Origin of the sequence: Xanthobacter flavus (assembly GCF_017875275.1) — a bacterium.
Lineage (GTDB): Bacteria > Pseudomonadota > Alphaproteobacteria > Rhizobiales > Xanthobacteraceae > Xanthobacter > Xanthobacter flavus_A.
In genome coordinates, this window is the sequence record NZ_JAGGML010000001.1 from 4,344,193 (window position 1) to 4,362,550 (window position 18,358).

The following is an 18,358-nucleotide window of genomic DNA, read 5'->3' on the forward strand; positions in this document are numbered from 1 at the left end:
CGGGCGTCAGGGCCGCGCCGTCACGCTGAAAGCTTCCCTCTCCGTTATCATCATGTCCACCGGCTCGTCATGGGGTTCAGCGGATACCTTTTCGACCTCCTGGCACGCAAAAGCATAGCCCAGCGCCCGCACGGGACGCTCGGCGCGCAGCCGGGCGAGGGTGCGGTCGTAGAAGCCAGCCCCGTAGCCGATCCGGTGGCCTCTGCGGTCGAAGGCGGCGAGGGGCACCATCAGGATGTCCGGTATGACCGCGCCGGCCTCCTCCGGCGGCTCCGGAATGCGGAAGGCGCCAGCCGGCGTAAGCACGTCGTCGGCACGCCACCGCCGGAAGAGCAGGGGCTCGCCGCGCCCGAGGATGACAGGCAAAGCGAGCAGCGCGCCGCGGGCCCGCAGCTTTTCGGCCAGGGGGACGGTGTCGATCTCGTCGCGGAAGGCACAGAAGAGGGCGATGGTGCGGCCCGTCACGTCGCCCAGCGCGGCGACGGCATTGAGGGCCGCGGCCTCGGACGCGGCGCGGCGGGCATTCTCGCCCATCGCCGCGCGCCGGCCGAGGGCGACGAGGCGCAGGCGTTTCTTTTCGCCAGCCAGCGTCGCGCCGGCCGCATCTGCGGAGGCCATGTCAATCTGAACGCGTCGATAGAAAGAAGAGTGCGGAGCCACAAAAGCCGTCGGAGGTCGATCCCGGGAAACCTACAGCGTAGGTGGGCGCCGTGTGTCCAAGCCCAGAGGCGAGGTCAGGGACAGCTCCCTTAAGGATCGATAAGGCCCCGGGGAAAAGTCTCCTAACGAGCCCCGCAGCCCCGCCTCACCAATGTAGGGACGAAAGCGGTTGGGCGCCAGCCCCTTCGATCCGGCGCCTCAGCCCATCCCCACCGTTCCGCGCTCCTTCGGCGCGAGTTCGGCCACCAGGCGCTCGATGCGCTCAGCCACCGCATCGATGGTGCGGGCGACCTCCTCCTCGCTGGCCTCGATGCGGGCCATGGCGGAGGCGCGGGCGTCGCGCTGGCTCTCGATGTCGCTTTCCAGCGCCCGGATGCGCCCGCGCGCCCCGGCCAGCTCGTCGGCGATGGTGATGGCGGCCATCACGACGAGCCGCTGGTCGCCGATCTCGCCGAACGCGCCGCGCAGCTGGGTAATGCGCTCGTCGATATCGCGGGCGAGGCGGATGAGGTGCTCCTCTTGCCCCTCGTCGCAGGCCATCCTGTATTGCCGGCCCGCGATGGTGACGGAGACGTGAGGCATCTCGTCAGCCGCCGTGGGTCGCGAGCACGTCGCGGATGGTGCTCATGGCCACGTCGAGGCGGCGGATGATCTCGCGGCCGGCTTCCTCGACCTCGCCGGCCTCCGCCTGCGCCACGTCCAGCTCGGCGGCGAGCCGGGCGCGGTCGTTCCCAAGGGCGTGCAGCTGGGCCAGCAGCGCCTCCTGATGGCGATCAGCATCGCGCCGGCGATCGATGGCGTCGGTGAGCGCATCGAGCGCGGCGTGGAGGCGCCGGGTCGACGCCTCGATGGGGGCATCCTGCAGCGGCGGGCGTTGCTTCAGCGCGTACATGAGCGAACTTTAGCCGAGTCGGCCGAGCAGCGGAACGCCGCTCGTTCCAGTCTGTCAACATGAATGCGATGGCGTCGGGTGGCAACCTGCAACCCCTGCCTGCAAGGTCGATCTGCGGCACGCCTCGGCGCATGGCATTGTTGCGTTGCCGCGACGATGCGGCGCGGGCGGCGGGGCGGGCGCTGGCTTGACGTGAGGGGACGGGGCAGGTTTGACAGCGCGGCGAGCCTTGGTACAAGGCGCCTCGAAGGCTAGGGTCCATCGGTTCGGACAGGGGCTGAAGCCCGTTCCGCCGCATTGGACCATGTCCCCCCTGAGTGCCTCTAGCCGGCCGGCTGCCCAGAGCGCCGGCACCGGAGAAACGGGAATATGTCCAGCCGCATAAGCGACCGCTCCACGAGTCACGACCGATTGGCCAATGCCATCCGGTTTCTCTCAATGGATGCGGTCGAGGCCGCGAACAGCGGTCACCCGGGCCTGCCCATGGGCGCGGCGGATATTGCGACCGTGCTGTTCACCAAGGTGCTGAAGTACGATGCCTCCCGCCCGTTCTGGCCGGACCGCGACCGCTTCGTGCTGTCCGCCGGCCACGGGTCCATGCTGCTCTATTCGGTGATGCACCTCGCCGGATACGAGAAGGTGACCATCGACGAGATCAAGCGCTTCCGCCAGATGGGCTCTCTCACGCCCGGCCACCCCGAGAATTTCGTCACCGAGGGCATCGAGACCACCACAGGCCCGCTCGGGCAGGGCATCGCCACAGCCGTGGGCATGGCCATGGCTGAGCGCCTGCTCGCCGCCCGCTTCGGCGCGGACGTCGTGGATCATTACACCTACGTCCTCGCCTCCGATGGCGACCTGATGGAGGGCATCAGCCAGGAGGCGGCCGATCTCGCCGGCCACCTGAAGCTGTCCAAGCTCATCGTCATGTGGGACGACAACAAGATCTCCATCGACGGCCCCACCTCCATCTCCGGCTCGACCGACCAGCTCGCGCGCTTCGCCGCGTCCGGCTGGGCCACGGCGTCGGTGGACGGGCATGATCCCGAGGCGATCCTCGCAGCCCTTACGGCCGCCAAGGCCTCCGACCGTCCGACCCTGATCGCCTGCCGCACCACCATCGGCTTCGGCTCCCCCAAGAAGGCGGGGTCCGAGAAGGTCCACGGCTCGCCGCTGGGCGCCGAGGAGATCGCCGCCACCCGCGCCGCCCTCGGCTGGGAAGCGCCGGCCTTCGTGGTGCCGGAGGACGCACTCGCCGGCTGGCGCGCGGCTGGTGCCGCCGGTCGCGCTGCCCGCGAGGCCTGGGACACCCGCCTCGCGGCCCGCCCGGCCGAGGAGCGCAGCGAGTTCGAGCGCCGGGTCGCCGGCACGCTGCCCCAGGCCCTGGAAGGTGCCATCGTTGCCGCCAAGGAGAAGGCGGTGAAGGACGGCGGTGCGATCGCCACCCGCAAGTCGTCCGAGCTGGTGCTGGACTTCATCACCCAGGCAGTGCCCGAGATGGTGGGCGGCTCCGCCGATCTCACCGGCTCGAACAACACAAAGGCCAAGGGCGCCAAGTCCGTGACGCCGGACGACTTTTCCGGCTCGTTCATCCATTACGGCGTGCGCGAGCACGGCATGGCCGCGGCCATGAACGGCATGGCGCTGCACAAGGGGCTCATCCCCTTCTCCGGCGGCTTCATGGTGTTCTCGGACTATTGCCGCCCCTCCATCCGCCTTGCGGCCCTGATGGGGGAGCGGGTCATCCACGTGCTCACCCACGATTCCATCGGCTTGGGCGAAGACGGCCCCACCCACCAGCCGGTGGAGCACCTCGCCGCCCTGCGCGCCATTCCCAATCTCCTCGTGATGCGTCCCTGCGACACGGTGGAGACAGCGGAATGCTGGCAGATTGCGCTACAGTCCACCGACAGGCCCTCGGCGCTCATCCTCTCGCGCCAGAACTTGCCGCTGCTGCGCTCCGATGCCACCGCCGAGAACCGGTCGGCGGAGGGCGCTTACGAAATCCTCGCTGCGTCCGGGCCGGCGCAGGCGAGCCTGTTCGCCACCGGCTCGGAAGTGTCCTTGGCGGTGGAAGCCGCCAAGCTGTTGGAGGCGCAGGGTGTACCCACCCGCGTCGTCTCCATCCCCTCGTTCGAACTGTTCCTCGAAAGGCCTGCCGCAGAGCGGGCAAAGGTGATCGGGGACGCTCCGGCCAAGGTCGCGGTTGAGGCCGCTATCCGCATGGGGTGGGACGCCATCGTCGGTTCGGATGCCGCCTTCGTGGGAATGACCTCGTTCGGCGCCAGCGCGCCCGCAAAGGAGCTTTTCGCCCATTTCGGCATTACTGCCCAGGCGGTCGCGGCGCGCGCGCTCGACCAGCTCCGGCAGGCCTGAGGTTCGGCGCACGGCGGGCGCGAAGGAACGGCGTCGCGGATCATCCGCAGGCGCCCATCTCAATTCAGCGAGGCCGGGCTTAAAGCCGGCTCAGGAGGACCCAACATGAGCGTCAAGGTGGCCATCAACGGTTTCGGTCGCATCGGTCGCAATGTGCTGCGCGCCATCATCGAATCGGGCCGCACCGACATCGAGGTGGTGGCGATCAACGACCTCGGCCCGGTGGAGACGAACGCCCACCTCTTCCGCTTCGACAGCGTGCACGGCCGCTTCCCCGGCGAGGTCAAGGTCGCCGGAGATACCATCGACGTGGGCCGCGGCCCCATCAAGGTCACCGCCGTGCGCAACCCCGCCGAGCTGCCCCACAAGGAGCTGGGCGTGGACATCGCGCTGGAATGCACCGGTATCTTCACCTCGCGTGACAAGGCTGCGGCGCACCTCACCGCCGGCGCCAAGCGCGTGCTGGTCTCGGCCCCGGCCGACGGCGCGGACCTGACGGTGGTCTATGGCGTCAACCACGACAAGCTCACCAATGAGCACCTCGTCGTATCCAACGCCTCCTGCACCACCAACTGCCTCGCCCCCGTGGCCAAGGTCCTCAACGATGCCGTGGGCATCGAGAAGGGCTTCATGACCACCATTCACTCCTACACCGGCGACCAGCCCACGCTGGACACCATGCACAAGGACCTTTACCGCGCCCGCGCTGCGGCCATGTCCATGATCCCCACCTCCACCGGCGCCGCCAAGGCGGTGGGCCTGGTGCTGCCGGAGCTGAACGGCAAGCTGGACGGCACGTCCATCCGCGTGCCCACGCCCAACGTCTCGGTGATCGACCTGAAGTTCGTCGCCAAGCGCGCGACCAGCAAGGAAGAGATCAACGAGGCGATCATCGCCGCGGCGGCGCAGGAGCTGAAGGGCATCCTCGGCTTCACCGACCAGCCCAACGTGTCGATCGACTTCAACCACAACCCCAACTCCTCGACCTTCCACCTGGACCAGACCAAGGTCATGGAAGGCACGCTGGTGCGCGTGCTGTCTTGGTACGACAACGAGTGGGGCTTCTCGAACCGCATGAGCGACACGGCCGTCGCCATGGGCAAGCTGGGCTGACCGGGAAAAGGGGGCGCCATCATGATCGCCTTCCGCACCCTCGATGACGCCGCGGACCTCGCCGACAAGCGGGTCCTCGTCCGTGTCGACCTCAACGTTCCCATGGAGAGCGGGCGCGTCACCGACGCGACCCGTCTCAAGGCCATCCTGCCCACCATCCGGGACATCACCGGCAAGGGCGGCAAGGTCGTCCTGCTGGCGCACTTCGGGCGGCCCAAGGGCCGCGACGAGACCCAGTCCCTCGCCCCCGTCGCCAAGGCGCTAGAAGGCGAACTCGGCCGCAAGGTCGCTTTCGTCGGCGACTGCGTGGGAGACGAGGCGAAGAGCGCCGTCTCCAGCCTCGCCTCCGGCGAGGTGATCGTGCTGGAGAACACCCGCTTCCATGCGGGCGAGGAGAAGAACGCGCCGGACTTCATCGAGGCTCTCGCGAGCCTCGGCGACGTCTATGTCAACGACGCCTTCTCCACGGCCCACCGGGCGCACGCCTCCACCGAGGGGCTTGCCCACAAGCTGCCGGCCTATGCCGGCCGCTCCATGGAAAGCGAGATCGAGGCGCTGACGAAGGCCCTCGAGGCCCCGCAGCGCCCGGTTCTCGCCGTGGTCGGCGGTTCCAAGGTGTCCACCAAGCTCGAACTGCTCGGCAATCTCGTGCGGAAGGTGGACATCCTCGTCATCGGCGGCGGCATGGCCAACACCTTCCTCGCGGCTCTCGGCAAGAAGGTGGGCAAGTCGCTTTGCGAGCATGACCTGGGCGATATCGCGCGGGACATCCTGGACAAGGCCAAGGCGGCCGGATGCGAGATCGTCCTGCCGGTGGACGCGCTGGTCGCCACCGAGTTCAAGGCCAATGCCGCGCACCGCGTCGCCAGCGTCGATGACGTGAAGGACGACGAGATGATGCTGGACGCCGGGCCGGCGACGGTCGCGATCGTCAAGCAGAAGCTCGACGGGGCGAAGACGGTGGTGTGGAACGGGCCTTTCGGCGCGTTCGAGCTGACCCCGTTCGATGCGGCGACGGTGGCCGTGGCCCGCTATGTGGGCGATCTCACCCATAACGGGAAGCTGCTTTCCGTTGCGGGCGGCGGCGATACCGTGGCGGCGCTGAACCACGCCGGCGCGGCGGATCGCTTCTCCTACGTCTCGACGGCCGGTGGTGCCTTCCTCGAATGGCTCGAGGGCAAGGCGCTTCCGGGCGTGGAGGCCCTGCGGCGCTGATGTTGCGCTGCGGAACAAAATGACGAGAATTGCGCCCGCCCGGCCTCCGCGGCGGGCGCTTTTCGGGTAGGGCACCGGTCGGGAACCCGGTGCCGGCTTCCGGACTTGCTGCCGCGCTACAGGCGCGCTGCGTTCCGGGCGTGCCACGACCTCCAATATGCCGGAGTGCCACGCTCCGGTGTCCATGTCCGCCGAGGGGCGGCAACAAGGCAGGTGAAGAACATGACGGCGGAGCTCGACGCGATCGCGCAGAAAATGGTGGCCGACGGCAAGGGCATCCTCGCGGCAGACGAGAGCGGCGGAACCATCAAGAAGCGGTTTGATGCCATCGGGGTGGAATCCACCGAGGAGAATCGTCGCGACTACCGCGAGCTGATGTTCCGCTCGCAGGGCATGGACTATATCTCCGGCGTCATCCTCTATGATGAGACCATCCGCCAGAAGGCGAAGGACGGCACGACGCTGGTCTCGCTGATCGAAAAGGCCGGCGCCATCCCCGGCATCAAGGTGGACGCCGGCGCCAAGCCGCAGCCCTTCTGCCCGGGCGAGACCATCACCGAGGGCCTCGACGGCCTGGCCGGCCGCCTCAAGGAGTATTACGACCTCGGCGCCCGCTTCGCGAAGTGGCGTGCAGTGATCGACATCGACACCACCAAGCACATCCCGTCCTACACCTCGCTCCGCGCCAACGCCCACGCGCTCGCCCGCTATGCGGCGCTGTGCCAGGAGGCGAAGATCGTCCCGATCGTCGAGCCGGAAGTGCTCATGGACGGCGCCCACGACATCGACACCTGCTACCGCGTCACCGAATGGGCGCTGAAGACGGTGTTCGAGGAGCTGTACTACCAGCGCGTCCGCCTGGAAGGCATGGTGCTCAAGCCCAACATGATCGTGCCCGGCAAGAAGAGCCCGGCGCAGGCCTCGGTGGCCGAGGTGGCGGAGAAGACCGTGCGCGTGCTCAAGGCCTGCGTGCCCACCGCCGTTCCGGGCATCGCCTTCCTTTCCGGCGGCCAGTCCGACGAGGACGCCACTGCCCATCTCGATGCCATGGTGAAGCTCGGCGGCCTGCCGTGGAAGCTCACCTATTCCTACGGCCGCGCCCTCCAGGCCGCGCCGCAGAAGGCATGGGCCGGCAAGCCCGAGAACGTCGCCAAGGCCCAGGCCGCCTTCGCCCACCGGGCGCAGATGAACTCTCTCGCGGCCCTCGGCAAGTGGTCGCCCGAGGACGAGCGCAAGGCCGCCTGAGCGTAAGGCACATCACCCATAGGGAGGGGCCGGCTTGCGCCGGCCCTTTTCTTATGGTCTGGCGAAAGCCGAGGACATTCCGCGTCCGTGCCCCCAATTCGCCGATTTCTTGGCAGACCGATCAGACCCATGGCCAATCCTCCGCCCGCCCCCGGCGCCCGCCTCATGCTCGTGTTCACCCTGACGCCCGCGCTCGACCCGCGCACGGTGGAGGCGGCGGTGCGCGCGGGCGATGTGGCGTGCGTGGTTCTGCGCGTGGCGCCGGGCGAGACGGTCGATGCCGCGCGGCTCGCGGAGATTGCCGGAGCGGTGCAGCGCCATGACGTGGCCGTGCTTCTCGACGGCCCGGACGGCCTCGTCGCTGCCGCTGGCCTGGATGGCGTCCACGTCGCCGCCGGACCGGCGCTCGATGCGACCCTGCGGCTGCTGAAGCCCGCCGCCATCGTGGGAGCCGGAGGGCTGGTCACGCGCCACGAGGCCATGGTCGCGGGCGAGAGCGGCGCGGATTACGTCGCCTTTGGCCCGCTCGCCCCTGAAAGCGGGGATTTCTTTCGCGTGCTCGATCTGGTGGGCTGGTGGGCCGAACTGTTCGAGGTGCCCTGCGTCGGTGTCGCCTCCACCCTCGACGAGGTGAGCGCGCTCGCCGGAGCCGGAGCCGATTTCGTCGCCGTGTCCGAAGCGCTGCTGGCGTCGGCGGGGGGACCGGCGAAGGCGGTCGCCGCCGTGCAGGCGCGCCTTGCCGCGGGTGCGTCCGACGCGGGTAAAGACGCGCAATGACGTGGTGTTTCCGCGCTCCGCGCCGCTGGCCGGGTGAAGCCATGCCTTTCCGCGCGGTGCTGTTCGCCGCCGCCCTGGGCGCGACGCTTGCCGCCCTGCCATCCCTCAGCTTTGCGCAGTCCACCGGCGGGGCTGCCCCATCCGGCCAGGCCGCGCCCAAGCCGGCGGCAAAGCCCAAGCCCGATCCAAAGCCCGATCCAAAGCCGGATGCGAAATCCGGAAACAAGCCGGCAAAGTCCGATCCGAAGGCGGCCCAGCGTCCGCGCGAACCTGCGCCCATGCCCCTGCTGGGCCAGCAGATCAGCTATCCGAGCCTGGATACCCCGGGCGGCACCGGCGATCTCGCTTATGGCGCATACCAGCGCGGCTATTACATCTCCGCCTTCAACGAGGCCCTGAAGCGTGCCCGCGCGGCTAACGATCCGGCCGCCATGACGCTGCTCGGCGAGCTCTATTCGGAAGGCCTCGGCGTGCCGCTGGACCCGAAGAAGGCCGTCGAGTGGTATCGCAAGGCGGCGGACGCCGGGTCAGTTTCCGCGCTGTTCGCTCTTGGCAACATGACGCTCGCCGGCCGGGGCGTCCCCATGGACGAGCCGGCGGCGGCGCAGCTGTTCCGACAGGCTGCGGAGAAGGGTAGCGCGGGCGCCGCCTACAATCTCGGCCTGCTTTACCTCCAGGGACGGAAGATTCCCAAGGAGCCGTCCGAGGCCGCGCGGTGGTTCGAAATCGCCGCCGCCAAGGACGTGGAGGACGCCCAGTACGCCCTCGGCGTGCTGCTGAAGGAAGGCAACGGTGTCGACAAGGATATCGCGGCCTCGGCCCGCATGATCGGTGCGGCGGCGCGGCTCGGCCACGTCACGGCGCAGGTGGAGTTCGCGATCATGCAGTTCAACGGCACCGGCGTGCCGAAGGACGAGGCCGCGGCGGCCGCCATGTTCCGCAAGGCGGCGCTGGCCGGCAATGCCATCGCCCAGAACCGCTATGCGCGGCTGCTCGCCGTGGGGCGGGGCGTCGCGCAGGACAAGGTGCAGGCGGCGGCCTGGCACCTCGTCGCGAAGAGCCGGGGCCTTGGCGATCCCATGCTGGACGAGGTGGTCGCGAAGCTTCCCGAGGCCGATCGCAAAAAGGCTCAGGCCCAGGCCGCCCGCTGGGAAGCCGGTCGCGCCTGACCGGACGCCGCACGGCACCGCGTGACGATGGCTGTGGCCATTCTGCAACGCCCCAAGCCACACTCGCTCTGCCTTCACCCCTGCACCTCCGCGCCATGATGACGCCACGTCGCGGCATCAGTGAAGGACGCGCCGGACGGGGGTTGACACCTCTCCCGGCCCTTCGGGACAGCCTCTCGCCACCGCCCGCGCCTGCTTGGCGCGCGGGATGATGCGAGCTGCCGGATCCGGAGGAGTGGCGATAACGGCCCGGAAACCATGGCGAGCGGGAATTGCCCGTACCCGCTTGTTTTCGGCCCTCGGAGCGGCCCGTCAGCCGCGCACGGAACGTTCGCTTAACCGGACGGCTTTAGACCCGAAGCCTCCGGTGCAGCGTTTAGAAGGGAGTTACCGGATGCGTTTCCTCAGCCTTGCTCGCGGCTTCCGGTTCGCGGCTCTGTTCGGCTTCGCGCTGGCGCTTGCCGCGTGCGCCAACAATCCCAACCAGAATGCCGGCGTCGGCGGCGCGGGTGGCCCTCCCGGTTCCCCTCAGGAGTTCGTGGTCGCCGTCGGCGATCGCGTATTCTTCGAGAGCGACCAGACCGATCTCACCCCGCAGGCGCGTGCCACCCTGGACCGTCAGGCCCAGTGGCTGCAGCAGTACAACCGCTACACCTTCACCATCGAAGGCCATGCGGACGAGCGCGGAACCCGCGAATACAACATCGCGCTGGGGGCCAAGCGCGCCCAGAGCGTGCGGGACTACCTCACGTCCCGCGGCATCGACCCGGCCCGCATGCGGACCATCTCCTACGGCAAGGAGCGGCCGGTGGCGGTGTGCAACGACATCTCGTGCTGGTCGCAGAACCGACGCGCGGTGACGGTGCTGAACGGCGGCGGCGCCTGAGTGTCATGACCACGTCCCGAAGGCCGGCACCCACGGGTGCCGGCCTTCGCGCGTGTGGCGCCGGACGGGCGGCCTGTGCCGCCAAGCCATTGCCGGGTCACACTTTGGACGCGATCGCCGGGGTAAAGTCTCTTTGCCCGAGCCGGCACGTTTCCGGCCGCGATCCTCACCACCAGCCTCAAGCAAAAGTCTCATGAAGATGCGCCTGCGCCCGGTCGGTGTTCTTGTCGGCACCCACGCCGTCCTCCTCGGCATCGCCTTCGCTGCGGCCCTTGGCACGGCGGCGCCGGCGGCGGCGCAGAACGACGGCAACCTCTTCGGCAACCTCTTCAAGCCGCCCCAGCCCGTGCAGGAGGCCCCGCGCGAGGACCCCGAGCTGACAGGCCGCATGGAGCGACTGGAATCGACCTTGCGCCAGCTCACCGGCCAGGTCGAGCAACTCCAGTATCGCAACCAACAGTTGGAGGCGCAGGTGCGCCGGCTGGAAGAGGCCGGCGGTGGCCGTCCCTCGGCGCCTCCAGCCGCGTCTCCCGCCGCAGGGCCGGGGCCGGCCCCGGCCTTGCTTCCCTCCGGCCGCCCGTCGGCTTCCCCCGCCGCGCCCGCGCGTCGCTCGGACGCGTTCGATCCCAATATGGACCCCGCCGCGCCGGGCGCTCCGCAGCCGCTCGGCTCGGCCGGGAGCGCCGCGCCTCCGTCGCGCACAGTCGAGGGTGCGCCCGTGCGCGCCTCCACGGGCCAGCAGGTCGCGGCGCTGCCATCCGCCGGCGCCACGGTGCGTGAGCTGTACGATGCCGGCCAGTCCCAGCTTCAGCGCCAGGATTATGCCGGTGCCGAGCAGACGTTCCGGCAGATCATCCAGGCCTCGCCCAACGATCGCCTGATCGCCGACGCGACCTTCATGCTCGGGGAGAGCCTCTTCCTGCGGCAGAATTATTCCGACGCGGCGGCCTCGTTCCTCGAAGTCTCCACCAAGTACCAGAATTCCGCCCGCGCACCCGAGGCGCTGCTGCGCCTCGGCCAGTCGCTCGCCGGCCTCGGCGAGAAGGAGACCGCCTGCGCCACCTTCCAGGAGGTGGATCGCAAGTATCCCCGCACCGCCTCCTCCATCCGGCAGGCCGTGGAGCGCGAGCAGAAGCGCGTCGGCTGTTGAGGCATGGCGAGGGACCCCGCAGACCGTTCGCGCGGGACATCCGGATCGCCTGTCCCCCCGGGTGTTGCCGAAAGCATCGCGCCCGAGCCCGGCTCCGCCATTGCGGACAGTGAGCTGGACCTGCTGTTCGCCCGCTTCTCCAGCCATGCGGCCATCCTGATCGCCATCTCCGGCGGCCCCGATTCGACAGCTCTGATGCATCTCGCCGCGCGCTGGCGGGACCGAGCCCCAGGCGGGCCCCGGCTTTTCGCGGCGACGGTCGACCATGGCCTCAGGGAGGCCTCGGCAGGGGAGGCGGCGGAGGTGGCGCGTTTGGCGGGGGCGCTCAAGCTGCCCCATCGCACCTTGCCCTGGCAGGGCGACAAGCCGGACCATGGATTGCAGGAAGCGGCCCGCGAGGCGCGCTACGGGCTGCTTGCCGCCGAGGCGCGCCGGGTGGGGGCCTCGGCCCTCGCGCTGGCTCATACACGCGATGACCAGGCTGAAACGGTGCTGTTCCGCATGGCGCGCGGCTCCGGCCTCGCCGGCCTTGCCGGGATGAGCGCCGAGACGACCCGTGGCGGGCTCGTGCTGCTGCGGCCATTCCTCGACCTGCCCAAGGCGCGTCTTCTGGCGACGCTCGATGCGGCCGGGCTCGTCTATGCAAGCGATCCGTCCAACCTCGACGCCCGCTTTGCCCGTCCGCGGCTTAGGGCGCTTGCGCCCGCGCTGGCGCGCGAGGGGCTCGATGCGCGGCGTCTTAGCCGCCTTGCCCGTCGGGTCGCCCGCGCGGACGCGGCGCTTGAGGCGGCCACGGACCGGGCGGAGGCGGAGCTTGTTACCGTTCAGAAATCCGGCCGCGCGATCAGCGGTTCCGCTTTCGCGGCCTTGCCCGAGGAAATCGCCCTGCGGCTTCTCGGCCGATTGGTCGCCACGCAGGGCAGAGAAGGGCCGGTGGAACTCGCCAAGCTCGAGCTTCTGCTGGAGGCGGTACTGGCTGCGCTGGCGCTGGCGCCTGCTCCATTTCGCCGCACCCTTGCGGGCGCCAGCGTGACCGTCCGAAAGGGGCAGGTGCTCGTATCCACCGCACCTCCCCGGCGCCTTGCCGCAAGGATCGCGACGAATTCAAGTGCGGAAAAGGCTCCTGTCCTTGGCAAGTCGGGGCCTCGCACCTAAATTAGCCGCTGGACGGTGCGGGAGGTTCCACCGGCAGCAGCGCGGTGCGGAGGTATACCTTCCGTATGGTGAGGCGTCGAAGCAGGGCCGCCCTTCTGTCCCCACGAGGGTTCAATGAACGCCAATTTACGCAATTTCGCCCTTTGGGTGATCATCGTCCTGCTGCTGCTGGCCCTGTTCTCGCTGTTCAACAGCCCGGGTCAGCGCACGAACGCGAACGAAATCTCCTTCTCGCAGCTCCTCAACGACGTGGACGCCGGGAAGGTGCGCGAGGTCGTGATCGAGGGGCCGAACATCACCGGCACCTATTCCGACCGCTCCGGCTCGTTCCAGACCTACGCGCCGAACGACCCCTCGCTCGTGCAGCGCCTGTACGGCAAGGGCGTGCAGATCACCGCGCGCGCCCCGTCGGACAACGTGCCCTGGTTCGTGAGCCTGCTTCTGTCCTGGCTGCCCTTCCTCGCGCTGATCGGCGTGTGGATCTTCCTGTCGCGCCAGATGCAGGGTGCCGGCGGCAAGGCCATGGGCTTCGGCAAGAGCCGCGCCAAGCTCCTCACCGAGGCGCATGGCCGCGTGACCTTCGACGACGTGGCCGGCATCGACGAGGCCAAGAGCGACCTCACCGAGATCGTGGAATTCCTGCGCGACCCGCAGAAGTTCCAGCGCCTCGGTGGCCGCATCCCGCGCGGCGTTCTGCTCGTCGGCCCCCCCGGCACCGGCAAGACGCTGCTCGCCCGCGCCATCGCGGGTGAGGCCAACGTGCCGTTCTTCACCATCTCGGGCTCCGACTTCGTCGAGATGTTCGTGGGCGTCGGCGCGAGCCGCGTGCGCGACATGTTCGAGCAGGCGAAGAAGAATGCGCCTTGCATCATCTTCATCGACGAAATCGACGCGGTGGGCCGCCACCGTGGCGCCGGCCTCGGCGGCGGCAATGACGAGCGCGAGCAGACCCTCAACCAGCTGCTGGTGGAGATGGACGGCTTCGAGGCGAACGAGGGCATCATCCTTATCGCCGCGACCAACCGCCCCGACGTGCTTGACCCCGCTCTGCTGCGTCCGGGCCGCTTCGACCGCCAGGTCATCGTTCCCAATCCGGACGTGGTCGGCCGCGAGCAGATCCTGAAGGTGCATGCCCGCAAGATTCCCGTCGCCCCCGACGTGAACCTGAAGACCATTGCCCGCGGCACCCCCGGCTTCTCCGGCGCGGACCTCGCCAACCTCTGCAACGAGGCGGCGCTGATGGCGGCCCGGCGCAACAAGCGCATGGTCACCATGTCCGAGTTCGAGGACGCCAAGGACAAGGTGATGATGGGCGCCGAGCGTCGCTCCCTCGTGATGACCGAGGAAGAGAAGATGCTCACCGCCTACCACGAAGGCGGTCACGCCATCGTGGCGCTGAGCGTCCCGGCCACCGACCCGGTCCACAAGGCCACCATCATCCCGCGCGGCCGCGCGCTCGGCATGGTCATGCAGCTTCCGGAGCGCGACAAGCTCTCCATGAGCTATGAGCAGATGACCTCGCGCCTCGCCATCATGATGGGCGGCCGTGTCGCGGAAGAGCTGGTGTTCGGCCACGACAAGGTGACGTCCGGCGCCGCCTCCGACATCGAGCAGGCGACCCGCCTGGCCAAGATGATGGTGACGCGCTGGGGCTTCTCCGACCTCCTCGGTCAGGTGGCGTATGGCGAGAACAACGAGGACGTGTTCCTCGGCATGTCCATGCAGCGCCACCAGAATGTGTCCGAGGCCACCGCGCAGACCATCGACAAGGAGGTCCGGCGACTGGTGGATGAGGGCTATTCCGAGGCCAAGCGCATCCTGACCGAGAGGTACGATGACCTCGAGGCTCTTGCGCGCGGCTTGCTCGAATACGAGACTCTGTCGGGCGAGGAGATCGTGGACCTCCTCGACGGCAAGACGCCGAACCGGGAGAGCGTGATCGAGCCGTCGAACCCGCGCGGCTCGGCCATTCCCACCACCAAGCGCCCGCGTCCGGGCGGTGCCGGCGGCTCTGTGGAGCCCCAGCCCCAGGCCTGAGAACGGACCACCTTAGGAAAACGCCCGCGCAAGCGGGCGTTTTTCGTTCTGGCCGGTATCAGGGCAGGGCGCCCGGGGGTGCCTGATTTTGGCGCGCGCGGCCGAGAGGAGGACGGGCGCGGACCCCATCGACAGCTTGGTCCGAGCAGGGCATAGCCTCTCTCATGTCCCTTCTCGCCCGCACCTCTCTCGTCTCGGCGGCAACGCTCGCGTCCCGTGTTCTGGGTTTCGCTCGGGACGCGGCCACGGCCGCCGTGCTGGGCGTGGGGCCGGTGGCGGATGCGCTCGCGGCAGCCATGGCGCTGCCCCTGCTGGCGCGCCGGCTTCTGGCGGAGGGGGCCTTCAATCTCGCCTTCATTCCGGCCCTCGCGCGGGCGGGCGACGATGAGGCCGCACCCCGAAGGCTCGCCGGCGCGACCCTGCTCCTGCTCTGCGGCCTGCTCCTTCTCCTTGCCGCTGCGGCCGCGCTCTTCATGCCGCAGCTGATCGGCCTTATGGCGCCGGGCTTCGAGGCGGGCGGACAGCGGGCGGATGTCGCCATTCTCTGCGGCCGGGTGGTGGTGCTCTATGTTCCTCTGGCCGGACTGGCGGCAATCTACGGGGGTATCGCCAATGCCACCCACCGGGTGCTGCTGCCGGCACTGGCCCCGGCGGCGGCCAATGTCACCGTGCTGTGCGTCATCGCCGTCCTCCTCGCCAGAGGGCTGATGGAAAGCGACACGGCCGCCTTCGCCATCGTCGTCGCCCAGGTGGGCGCGGGCGCCGCCCAGTTCGTTCTGATGCGACTGGCCGCCCGCGGGTGCCCAGCGCTGCCGTTGTTCCGTGTTCTGACGGTGCAGGATTTCCGGGGTGCGCTCGGCGTGCTGCGCGCGGCCTTGCCCGCGCTGCTGTTCGCGGGGCTGAGCCAGCTGCGCTTCATCGTGGTGGTCGCGGCTGTCTCGGCCAGTCCCGGCGCCGTGGCGGCGCTGAACTATGCCCAGCGGCTGCTCGATCTGCCCCTCGGCCTTGTCGGTGCCAGCGCCGGGGCCGTGCTGGTGCCCGCACTGCTGCGGCGGGGGAGGGCCGAAGCGGCGGACGATGCGGGACGTGCCGTGCTCGCGGCGCTCGCCTTCGCTCTGCCTGCGGCGGTGGGGCTTGCCGTCCTCGCCGAACCCGTCGTCGTCACGCTGTTCCAGCGCGGCAGCTTCGATGCCGAGGACGCCCGCCTCACCGGGGCGCTACTCGCCGTGCTCGCCGCCTCGCTGCCGGCGCAGGGGCTGGAGCGCATTCTCTCTGCCGCCGCCTCCACGGCGGGCCTCATCACGGTCGCGGAGCGAATCGCGCTTGCCTCCCTCGTGCTCTGCATGGCGGCGGCCGCGGCGCTTGCCTGGGCCCTGGGGCCCTTGGCTGCTGCGGGCGCCGTGGCGCTGTCATCGCTGGCTTCGATCCTCGCCCTCGGCGGCTCGCTGGTGCGGCGGGGTGCATTGCGTTTTTCCGTGCCCGCGCTGCTTGCCGCCGCCGGGCTCGCGGCTGCGAGCCTTGCCATGGGCGTCGCGGTCCATGCCTTCGCTTCGGCCTGGCCGCCGGCGCAGGGAACGCTTTCCGGCATCCTGCGGCTGACGGGGCTGATCTGCTGCGGAGCGGTCATCTATGGCGCCGGCGCGCTTGGCGTGAAGGTCGCCGTTTCACGTGCCTGGCGGCACGGCACCTGAGCGGGCAGGGGCGGTACGGGCCGCGCCCTTGCGCCCTGCCGCACCAGGTGGCATGACGCGCCGCATTCACTTTCGCGGGCCTTTGCCCGCATTCAGGTCGAGCGGCGCGCCGCTCTTTGGGGAGTTCGCCATGGCGGCGGTCGCAGAACGCGTATTTTCCGGCGTGCAGCCTACGGGCAACCTGCATCTCGGCAATTATCTCGGCGCCATCAAGCGCTTCGTGGAGCTGCAGAAGAGCCACGAGTGCATCTATTGCGTGGTCGACCTGCACGCCATCACCGTCTGGCAGGACCCCGAGGAGCTGAAGCGCCACACACGCGAGGTCACTGCCGCCTTCATCGCCTGCGGCATCGATCCCGAGGCCCATATCGTGTTCAACCAGAGCCAGGTTTCGGGTCACGCCGAGCTGGCCTGGGTGTTCAACTGCGTCGCCCGCATGGGCTGGCTCAACCGCATGACCCAGTTCAAGGAGAAGGCCGGCAAGGACCGCGAGAACGCTTCCGTGGGCCTGTTCGCCTACCCGACCCTGATGGCTGCCGACATCCTGCTCTATCGCGCCACCCATGTACCGGTGGGCGACGACCAGAAGCAGCATCTGGAGCTGACCCGCGATATCGCCCAGAAGTTCAACACGGACTTTGCCCCCTCCATCGCCGCCAACGGGCATGGCGAGGGCTATTTCCCCATCACCGAGCCGCTCATCGCCGGGCCGGCGACGCGGGTGATGAGCCTGCGCGACGGCTCCAAGAAGATGTCGAAGTCGGAGCCCTCGGACTTCTCCCGCATCAACCTCACCGACGATGCCGACGCCATCGCCGGCAAGGTGCGCCGGGCCAAGACCGATCCCGAGCCTCTGCCTTCCGAGGAGGAGGGGCTCAAGGGCCGACCGGAGGCGGATAACCTCGTCGGCATCTTCGCGGCCCTCTCCGACACCACCAAGGCGCAGGTGCTGGTGGAGTATGGCAACGCGCAGTTCTCGGCGTTCAAGGCGGCGCTGGTGGATCTTGCTGTCGCGAAGCTCGGCCCCATCGGCACCGAGATGCAGCGCCTGATGGCCGATCCCGCCGCCATCGACGCCATTCTGATCGATGGCGCCGACCGCGCGCGGGTGATCGCGGACCAGACCCTGCGCGACGTGAAGGACATCGTCGGCATGGTGCGCTGACCGGGACTGCCGGCGCGGCCTTGCCCGCGCCGGATGCGGCGCCTAAGTGTGGGGCATGTTGCCCGCCGCAGAGGAGGCCGTGATGCCGCAGATGAACGCCACGGTTGACCCGGAAGAGGTCTCCCGCTTCGATGCGCTCGGGGCCCAGTGGTGGGACGTGAAGGGCAAGATGGCGCCGCTGCACGCCATGAACCCCGCGCGCCTCGCCTTCCTGCGCGACACGCTGGTGCGCCATTTCTCCCGTGACGCCCGCTCGCTTCGCCCGCTGAAGGGCCTCACCCTCCTCGATATCGGCTGCGGCGGTGGGCTCCTGAGCGAGCCGCTCTCCCGCATGGGCGCGGACGTGACCGGCATCGATCCCGCCCCCGGCAATGTGGACATCGCCCGCGCCCATGCCGCCCAGTCGGGTCTCACGGTGACCTACGAGGCGGAGACGGCCGAGGTGCTGGCCGAGCGCGGCGTGCGCTTCGATGTGGTGGTGGCGCTGGAGGTGGTGGAGCATGTGGCCGATGTCGGCCTGTTCGTGCGCACCGCCGGGCGTCTGGTGGCGGAGGGCGGCGTGCTGGTGCTCTCCACGCTCAACCGCACGCCCAAGAGCTTCGCCCTCGCCATCGTCGGTGCCGAATATGTCCTGCGCTGGCTGCCGCCCGGGACCCATCGCTGGGAGAAGTTCGTGACGCCGGAGGAACTGGAGGCGACGCTCGCCGCAGCCGGCTTCACCGCGCGGGAGAAGGTGGGCCTCGCCTACGAGCCCTTCTCCGGGGATTTCCGGCTGACGGAGGACCTGTCGGTCAACTATTTCATGGTGGCCGAGCGCGAGGCCTGAG

Annotated in this window: 16 protein-coding genes and 1 other RNA gene; 13 read left to right on the forward strand and 4 right to left on the reverse strand. The window is 69.2% G+C overall.

Translation table 11 applies throughout. From position 1 onward, the window contains the following. Positions 1–6 precede the first annotated feature (6 nt). The 4 genes from J2126_RS20495 to J2126_RS20510 form a co-directional block, all read right to left on the reverse strand. Complete coding sequence (locus tag J2126_RS20495; RefSeq protein ID WP_209488680.1) at positions 7–618, reverse strand: 5-formyltetrahydrofolate cyclo-ligase; 612 nt, start codon at positions 616–618, stop codon at positions 7–9. Between the two features lie 31 nt (positions 619–649). After that, a non-coding RNA gene (ssrS, locus tag J2126_RS20500) (6S RNA) lies at positions 650–804 on the reverse strand. A gap of 54 nt (positions 805–858) precedes the next feature. Continuing rightward, a complete protein-coding gene (locus J2126_RS20505; protein ID WP_209488681.1) occupies positions 859–1,242 on the reverse strand; it encodes a cell division protein ZapA in 384 nt (127 codons plus the stop codon). Positions 1,243–1,246: 4 nt separating this feature from the next. Beyond that, positions 1,247–1,552 carry a DUF4164 domain-containing protein gene (locus J2126_RS20510; RefSeq protein WP_209488682.1) on the reverse strand — a complete coding sequence of 102 codons (306 nt, stop codon included), beginning with the start codon at positions 1,550–1,552 and terminating at the stop codon, positions 1,247–1,249. A 369-nt stretch (positions 1,553–1,921) separates the two neighbouring features. Between J2126_RS20510 and tkt the strand changes: the two genes are divergently transcribed. From tkt to ubiG, 13 genes are all read left to right on the forward strand, one after another. Beyond that, positions 1,922–3,928, forward strand: a complete 2,007-nt coding sequence (gene tkt, locus J2126_RS20515; RefSeq protein WP_209488683.1) for a transketolase — start codon at positions 1,922–1,924, stop codon at positions 3,926–3,928. A 105-nt stretch (positions 3,929–4,033) separates the two neighbouring features. Then, a complete protein-coding gene (gene gap / locus J2126_RS20520) occupies positions 4,034–5,041 on the forward strand; it encodes a type I glyceraldehyde-3-phosphate dehydrogenase (protein ID WP_209488684.1) in 1,008 nt (335 codons plus the stop codon). A gap of 21 nt (positions 5,042–5,062) precedes the next feature. Then, positions 5,063–6,256, forward strand: coding sequence for a phosphoglycerate kinase (locus J2126_RS20525; RefSeq protein WP_209488685.1), 1,194 nt, complete (start codon positions 5,063–5,065; stop codon positions 6,254–6,256). Between the two features lie 222 nt (positions 6,257–6,478). Then, a complete protein-coding gene (locus J2126_RS20530; protein WP_209488686.1) occupies positions 6,479–7,501 on the forward strand; it encodes a class I fructose-bisphosphate aldolase in 1,023 nt (340 codons plus the stop codon). A gap of 129 nt (positions 7,502–7,630) precedes the next feature. Beyond that, positions 7,631–8,278, forward strand: a complete 648-nt coding sequence (locus J2126_RS20535) for a thiamine phosphate synthase (protein ID WP_209488687.1) — start codon at positions 7,631–7,633, stop codon at positions 8,276–8,278. A gap of 41 nt (positions 8,279–8,319) precedes the next feature. After that, entirely contained in the window at positions 8,320–9,447 is a 1,128-nt protein-coding gene (locus J2126_RS20540; RefSeq protein ID WP_209488688.1) for a tetratricopeptide repeat protein, read from the forward strand. A 394-nt stretch (positions 9,448–9,841) separates the two neighbouring features. Beyond that, entirely contained in the window at positions 9,842–10,333 is a 492-nt protein-coding gene (gene pal, locus J2126_RS20545; protein ID WP_209488689.1) for a peptidoglycan-associated lipoprotein Pal, read from the forward strand. A gap of 193 nt (positions 10,334–10,526) precedes the next feature. Continuing rightward, entirely contained in the window at positions 10,527–11,483 is a 957-nt protein-coding gene (gene ybgF / locus J2126_RS20550; protein ID WP_245327499.1) for a tol-pal system protein YbgF, read from the forward strand. Positions 11,484–11,486: 3 nt separating this feature from the next. Further along, entirely contained in the window at positions 11,487–12,638 is a 1,152-nt protein-coding gene (gene tilS, locus J2126_RS20555; RefSeq protein WP_209488690.1) for a tRNA lysidine(34) synthetase TilS, read from the forward strand. A gap of 114 nt (positions 12,639–12,752) precedes the next feature. Beyond that, positions 12,753–14,675 carry an ATP-dependent zinc metalloprotease FtsH gene (gene ftsH / locus J2126_RS20560; protein ID WP_209488691.1) on the forward strand — a complete coding sequence of 641 codons (1,923 nt, stop codon included), beginning with the start codon at positions 12,753–12,755 and terminating at the stop codon, positions 14,673–14,675. 164 nt (positions 14,676–14,839) lie between these two features. Further along, positions 14,840–16,366: a murein biosynthesis integral membrane protein MurJ gene (gene murJ / locus J2126_RS20565; RefSeq protein ID WP_209488692.1), complete on the forward strand. Its 1,527-nt coding sequence runs from the start codon at positions 14,840–14,842 to the stop codon at positions 16,364–16,366. Between the two features lie 130 nt (positions 16,367–16,496). Then, complete coding sequence (trpS, locus tag J2126_RS20570; RefSeq protein WP_209488693.1) at positions 16,497–17,531, forward strand: tryptophan--tRNA ligase; 1,035 nt, start codon at positions 16,497–16,499, stop codon at positions 17,529–17,531. Between the two features lie 82 nt (positions 17,532–17,613). Then, the gene (gene ubiG / locus J2126_RS20575) at positions 17,614–18,357 is read left to right on the forward strand and encodes a bifunctional 2-polyprenyl-6-hydroxyphenol methylase/3-demethylubiquinol 3-O-methyltransferase UbiG (RefSeq protein WP_209488694.1); all 744 of its coding nucleotides are present in this window, start codon (positions 17,614–17,616) and stop codon (positions 18,355–18,357) included. The last annotated feature ends 1 nt before the right edge of the window (position 18,358 follow it).

Excerpts from the sequence above, each read along its gene's own strand:
- tilS (WP_209488690.1), top strand. The coding sequence starts at position 11,487 with ATGGCGAGGGACCCCGCAGACCGTTCGCGCGGGACATCCGGATCGCCT.
- J2126_RS20525 (WP_209488685.1), top strand. The coding sequence starts at position 5,063 with ATGATCGCCTTCCGCACCCTCGATGACGCCGCGGACCTCGCCGACAAG.
- J2126_RS20535 (WP_209488687.1), top strand. The coding sequence starts at position 7,631 with ATGGCCAATCCTCCGCCCGCCCCCGGCGCCCGCCTCATGCTCGTGTTC.
- J2126_RS20540 (WP_209488688.1), top strand. The coding sequence starts at position 8,320 with ATGCCTTTCCGCGCGGTGCTGTTCGCCGCCGCCCTGGGCGCGACGCTT.
- J2126_RS20510 (WP_209488682.1), bottom strand. The coding sequence starts at position 1,552 with ATGTACGCGCTGAAGCAACGCCCGCCGCTGCAGGATGCCCCCATCGAG.
- trpS (WP_209488693.1), top strand. The coding sequence starts at position 16,497 with ATGGCGGCGGTCGCAGAACGCGTATTTTCCGGCGTGCAGCCTACGGGC.
- ftsH (WP_209488691.1), top strand. The coding sequence starts at position 12,753 with ATGAACGCCAATTTACGCAATTTCGCCCTTTGGGTGATCATCGTCCTG.
- J2126_RS20495 (WP_209488680.1), bottom strand. The coding sequence starts at position 618 with ATGGCCTCCGCAGATGCGGCCGGCGCGACGCTGGCTGGCGAAAAGAAA.
- gap (WP_209488684.1), top strand. The coding sequence starts at position 4,034 with ATGAGCGTCAAGGTGGCCATCAACGGTTTCGGTCGCATCGGTCGCAAT.
- ubiG (WP_209488694.1), top strand. The coding sequence starts at position 17,614 with ATGCCGCAGATGAACGCCACGGTTGACCCGGAAGAGGTCTCCCGCTTC.
- murJ (WP_209488692.1), top strand. The coding sequence starts at position 14,840 with ATGTCCCTTCTCGCCCGCACCTCTCTCGTCTCGGCGGCAACGCTCGCG.
- J2126_RS20530 (WP_209488686.1), top strand. The coding sequence starts at position 6,479 with ATGACGGCGGAGCTCGACGCGATCGCGCAGAAAATGGTGGCCGACGGC.
- ybgF (WP_245327499.1), top strand. The coding sequence starts at position 10,527 with ATGAAGATGCGCCTGCGCCCGGTCGGTGTTCTTGTCGGCACCCACGCC.
- tkt (WP_209488683.1), top strand. The coding sequence starts at position 1,922 with ATGTCCAGCCGCATAAGCGACCGCTCCACGAGTCACGACCGATTGGCC.
- J2126_RS20505 (WP_209488681.1), bottom strand. The coding sequence starts at position 1,242 with ATGCCTCACGTCTCCGTCACCATCGCGGGCCGGCAATACAGGATGGCC.
- pal (WP_209488689.1), top strand. The coding sequence starts at position 9,842 with ATGCGTTTCCTCAGCCTTGCTCGCGGCTTCCGGTTCGCGGCTCTGTTC.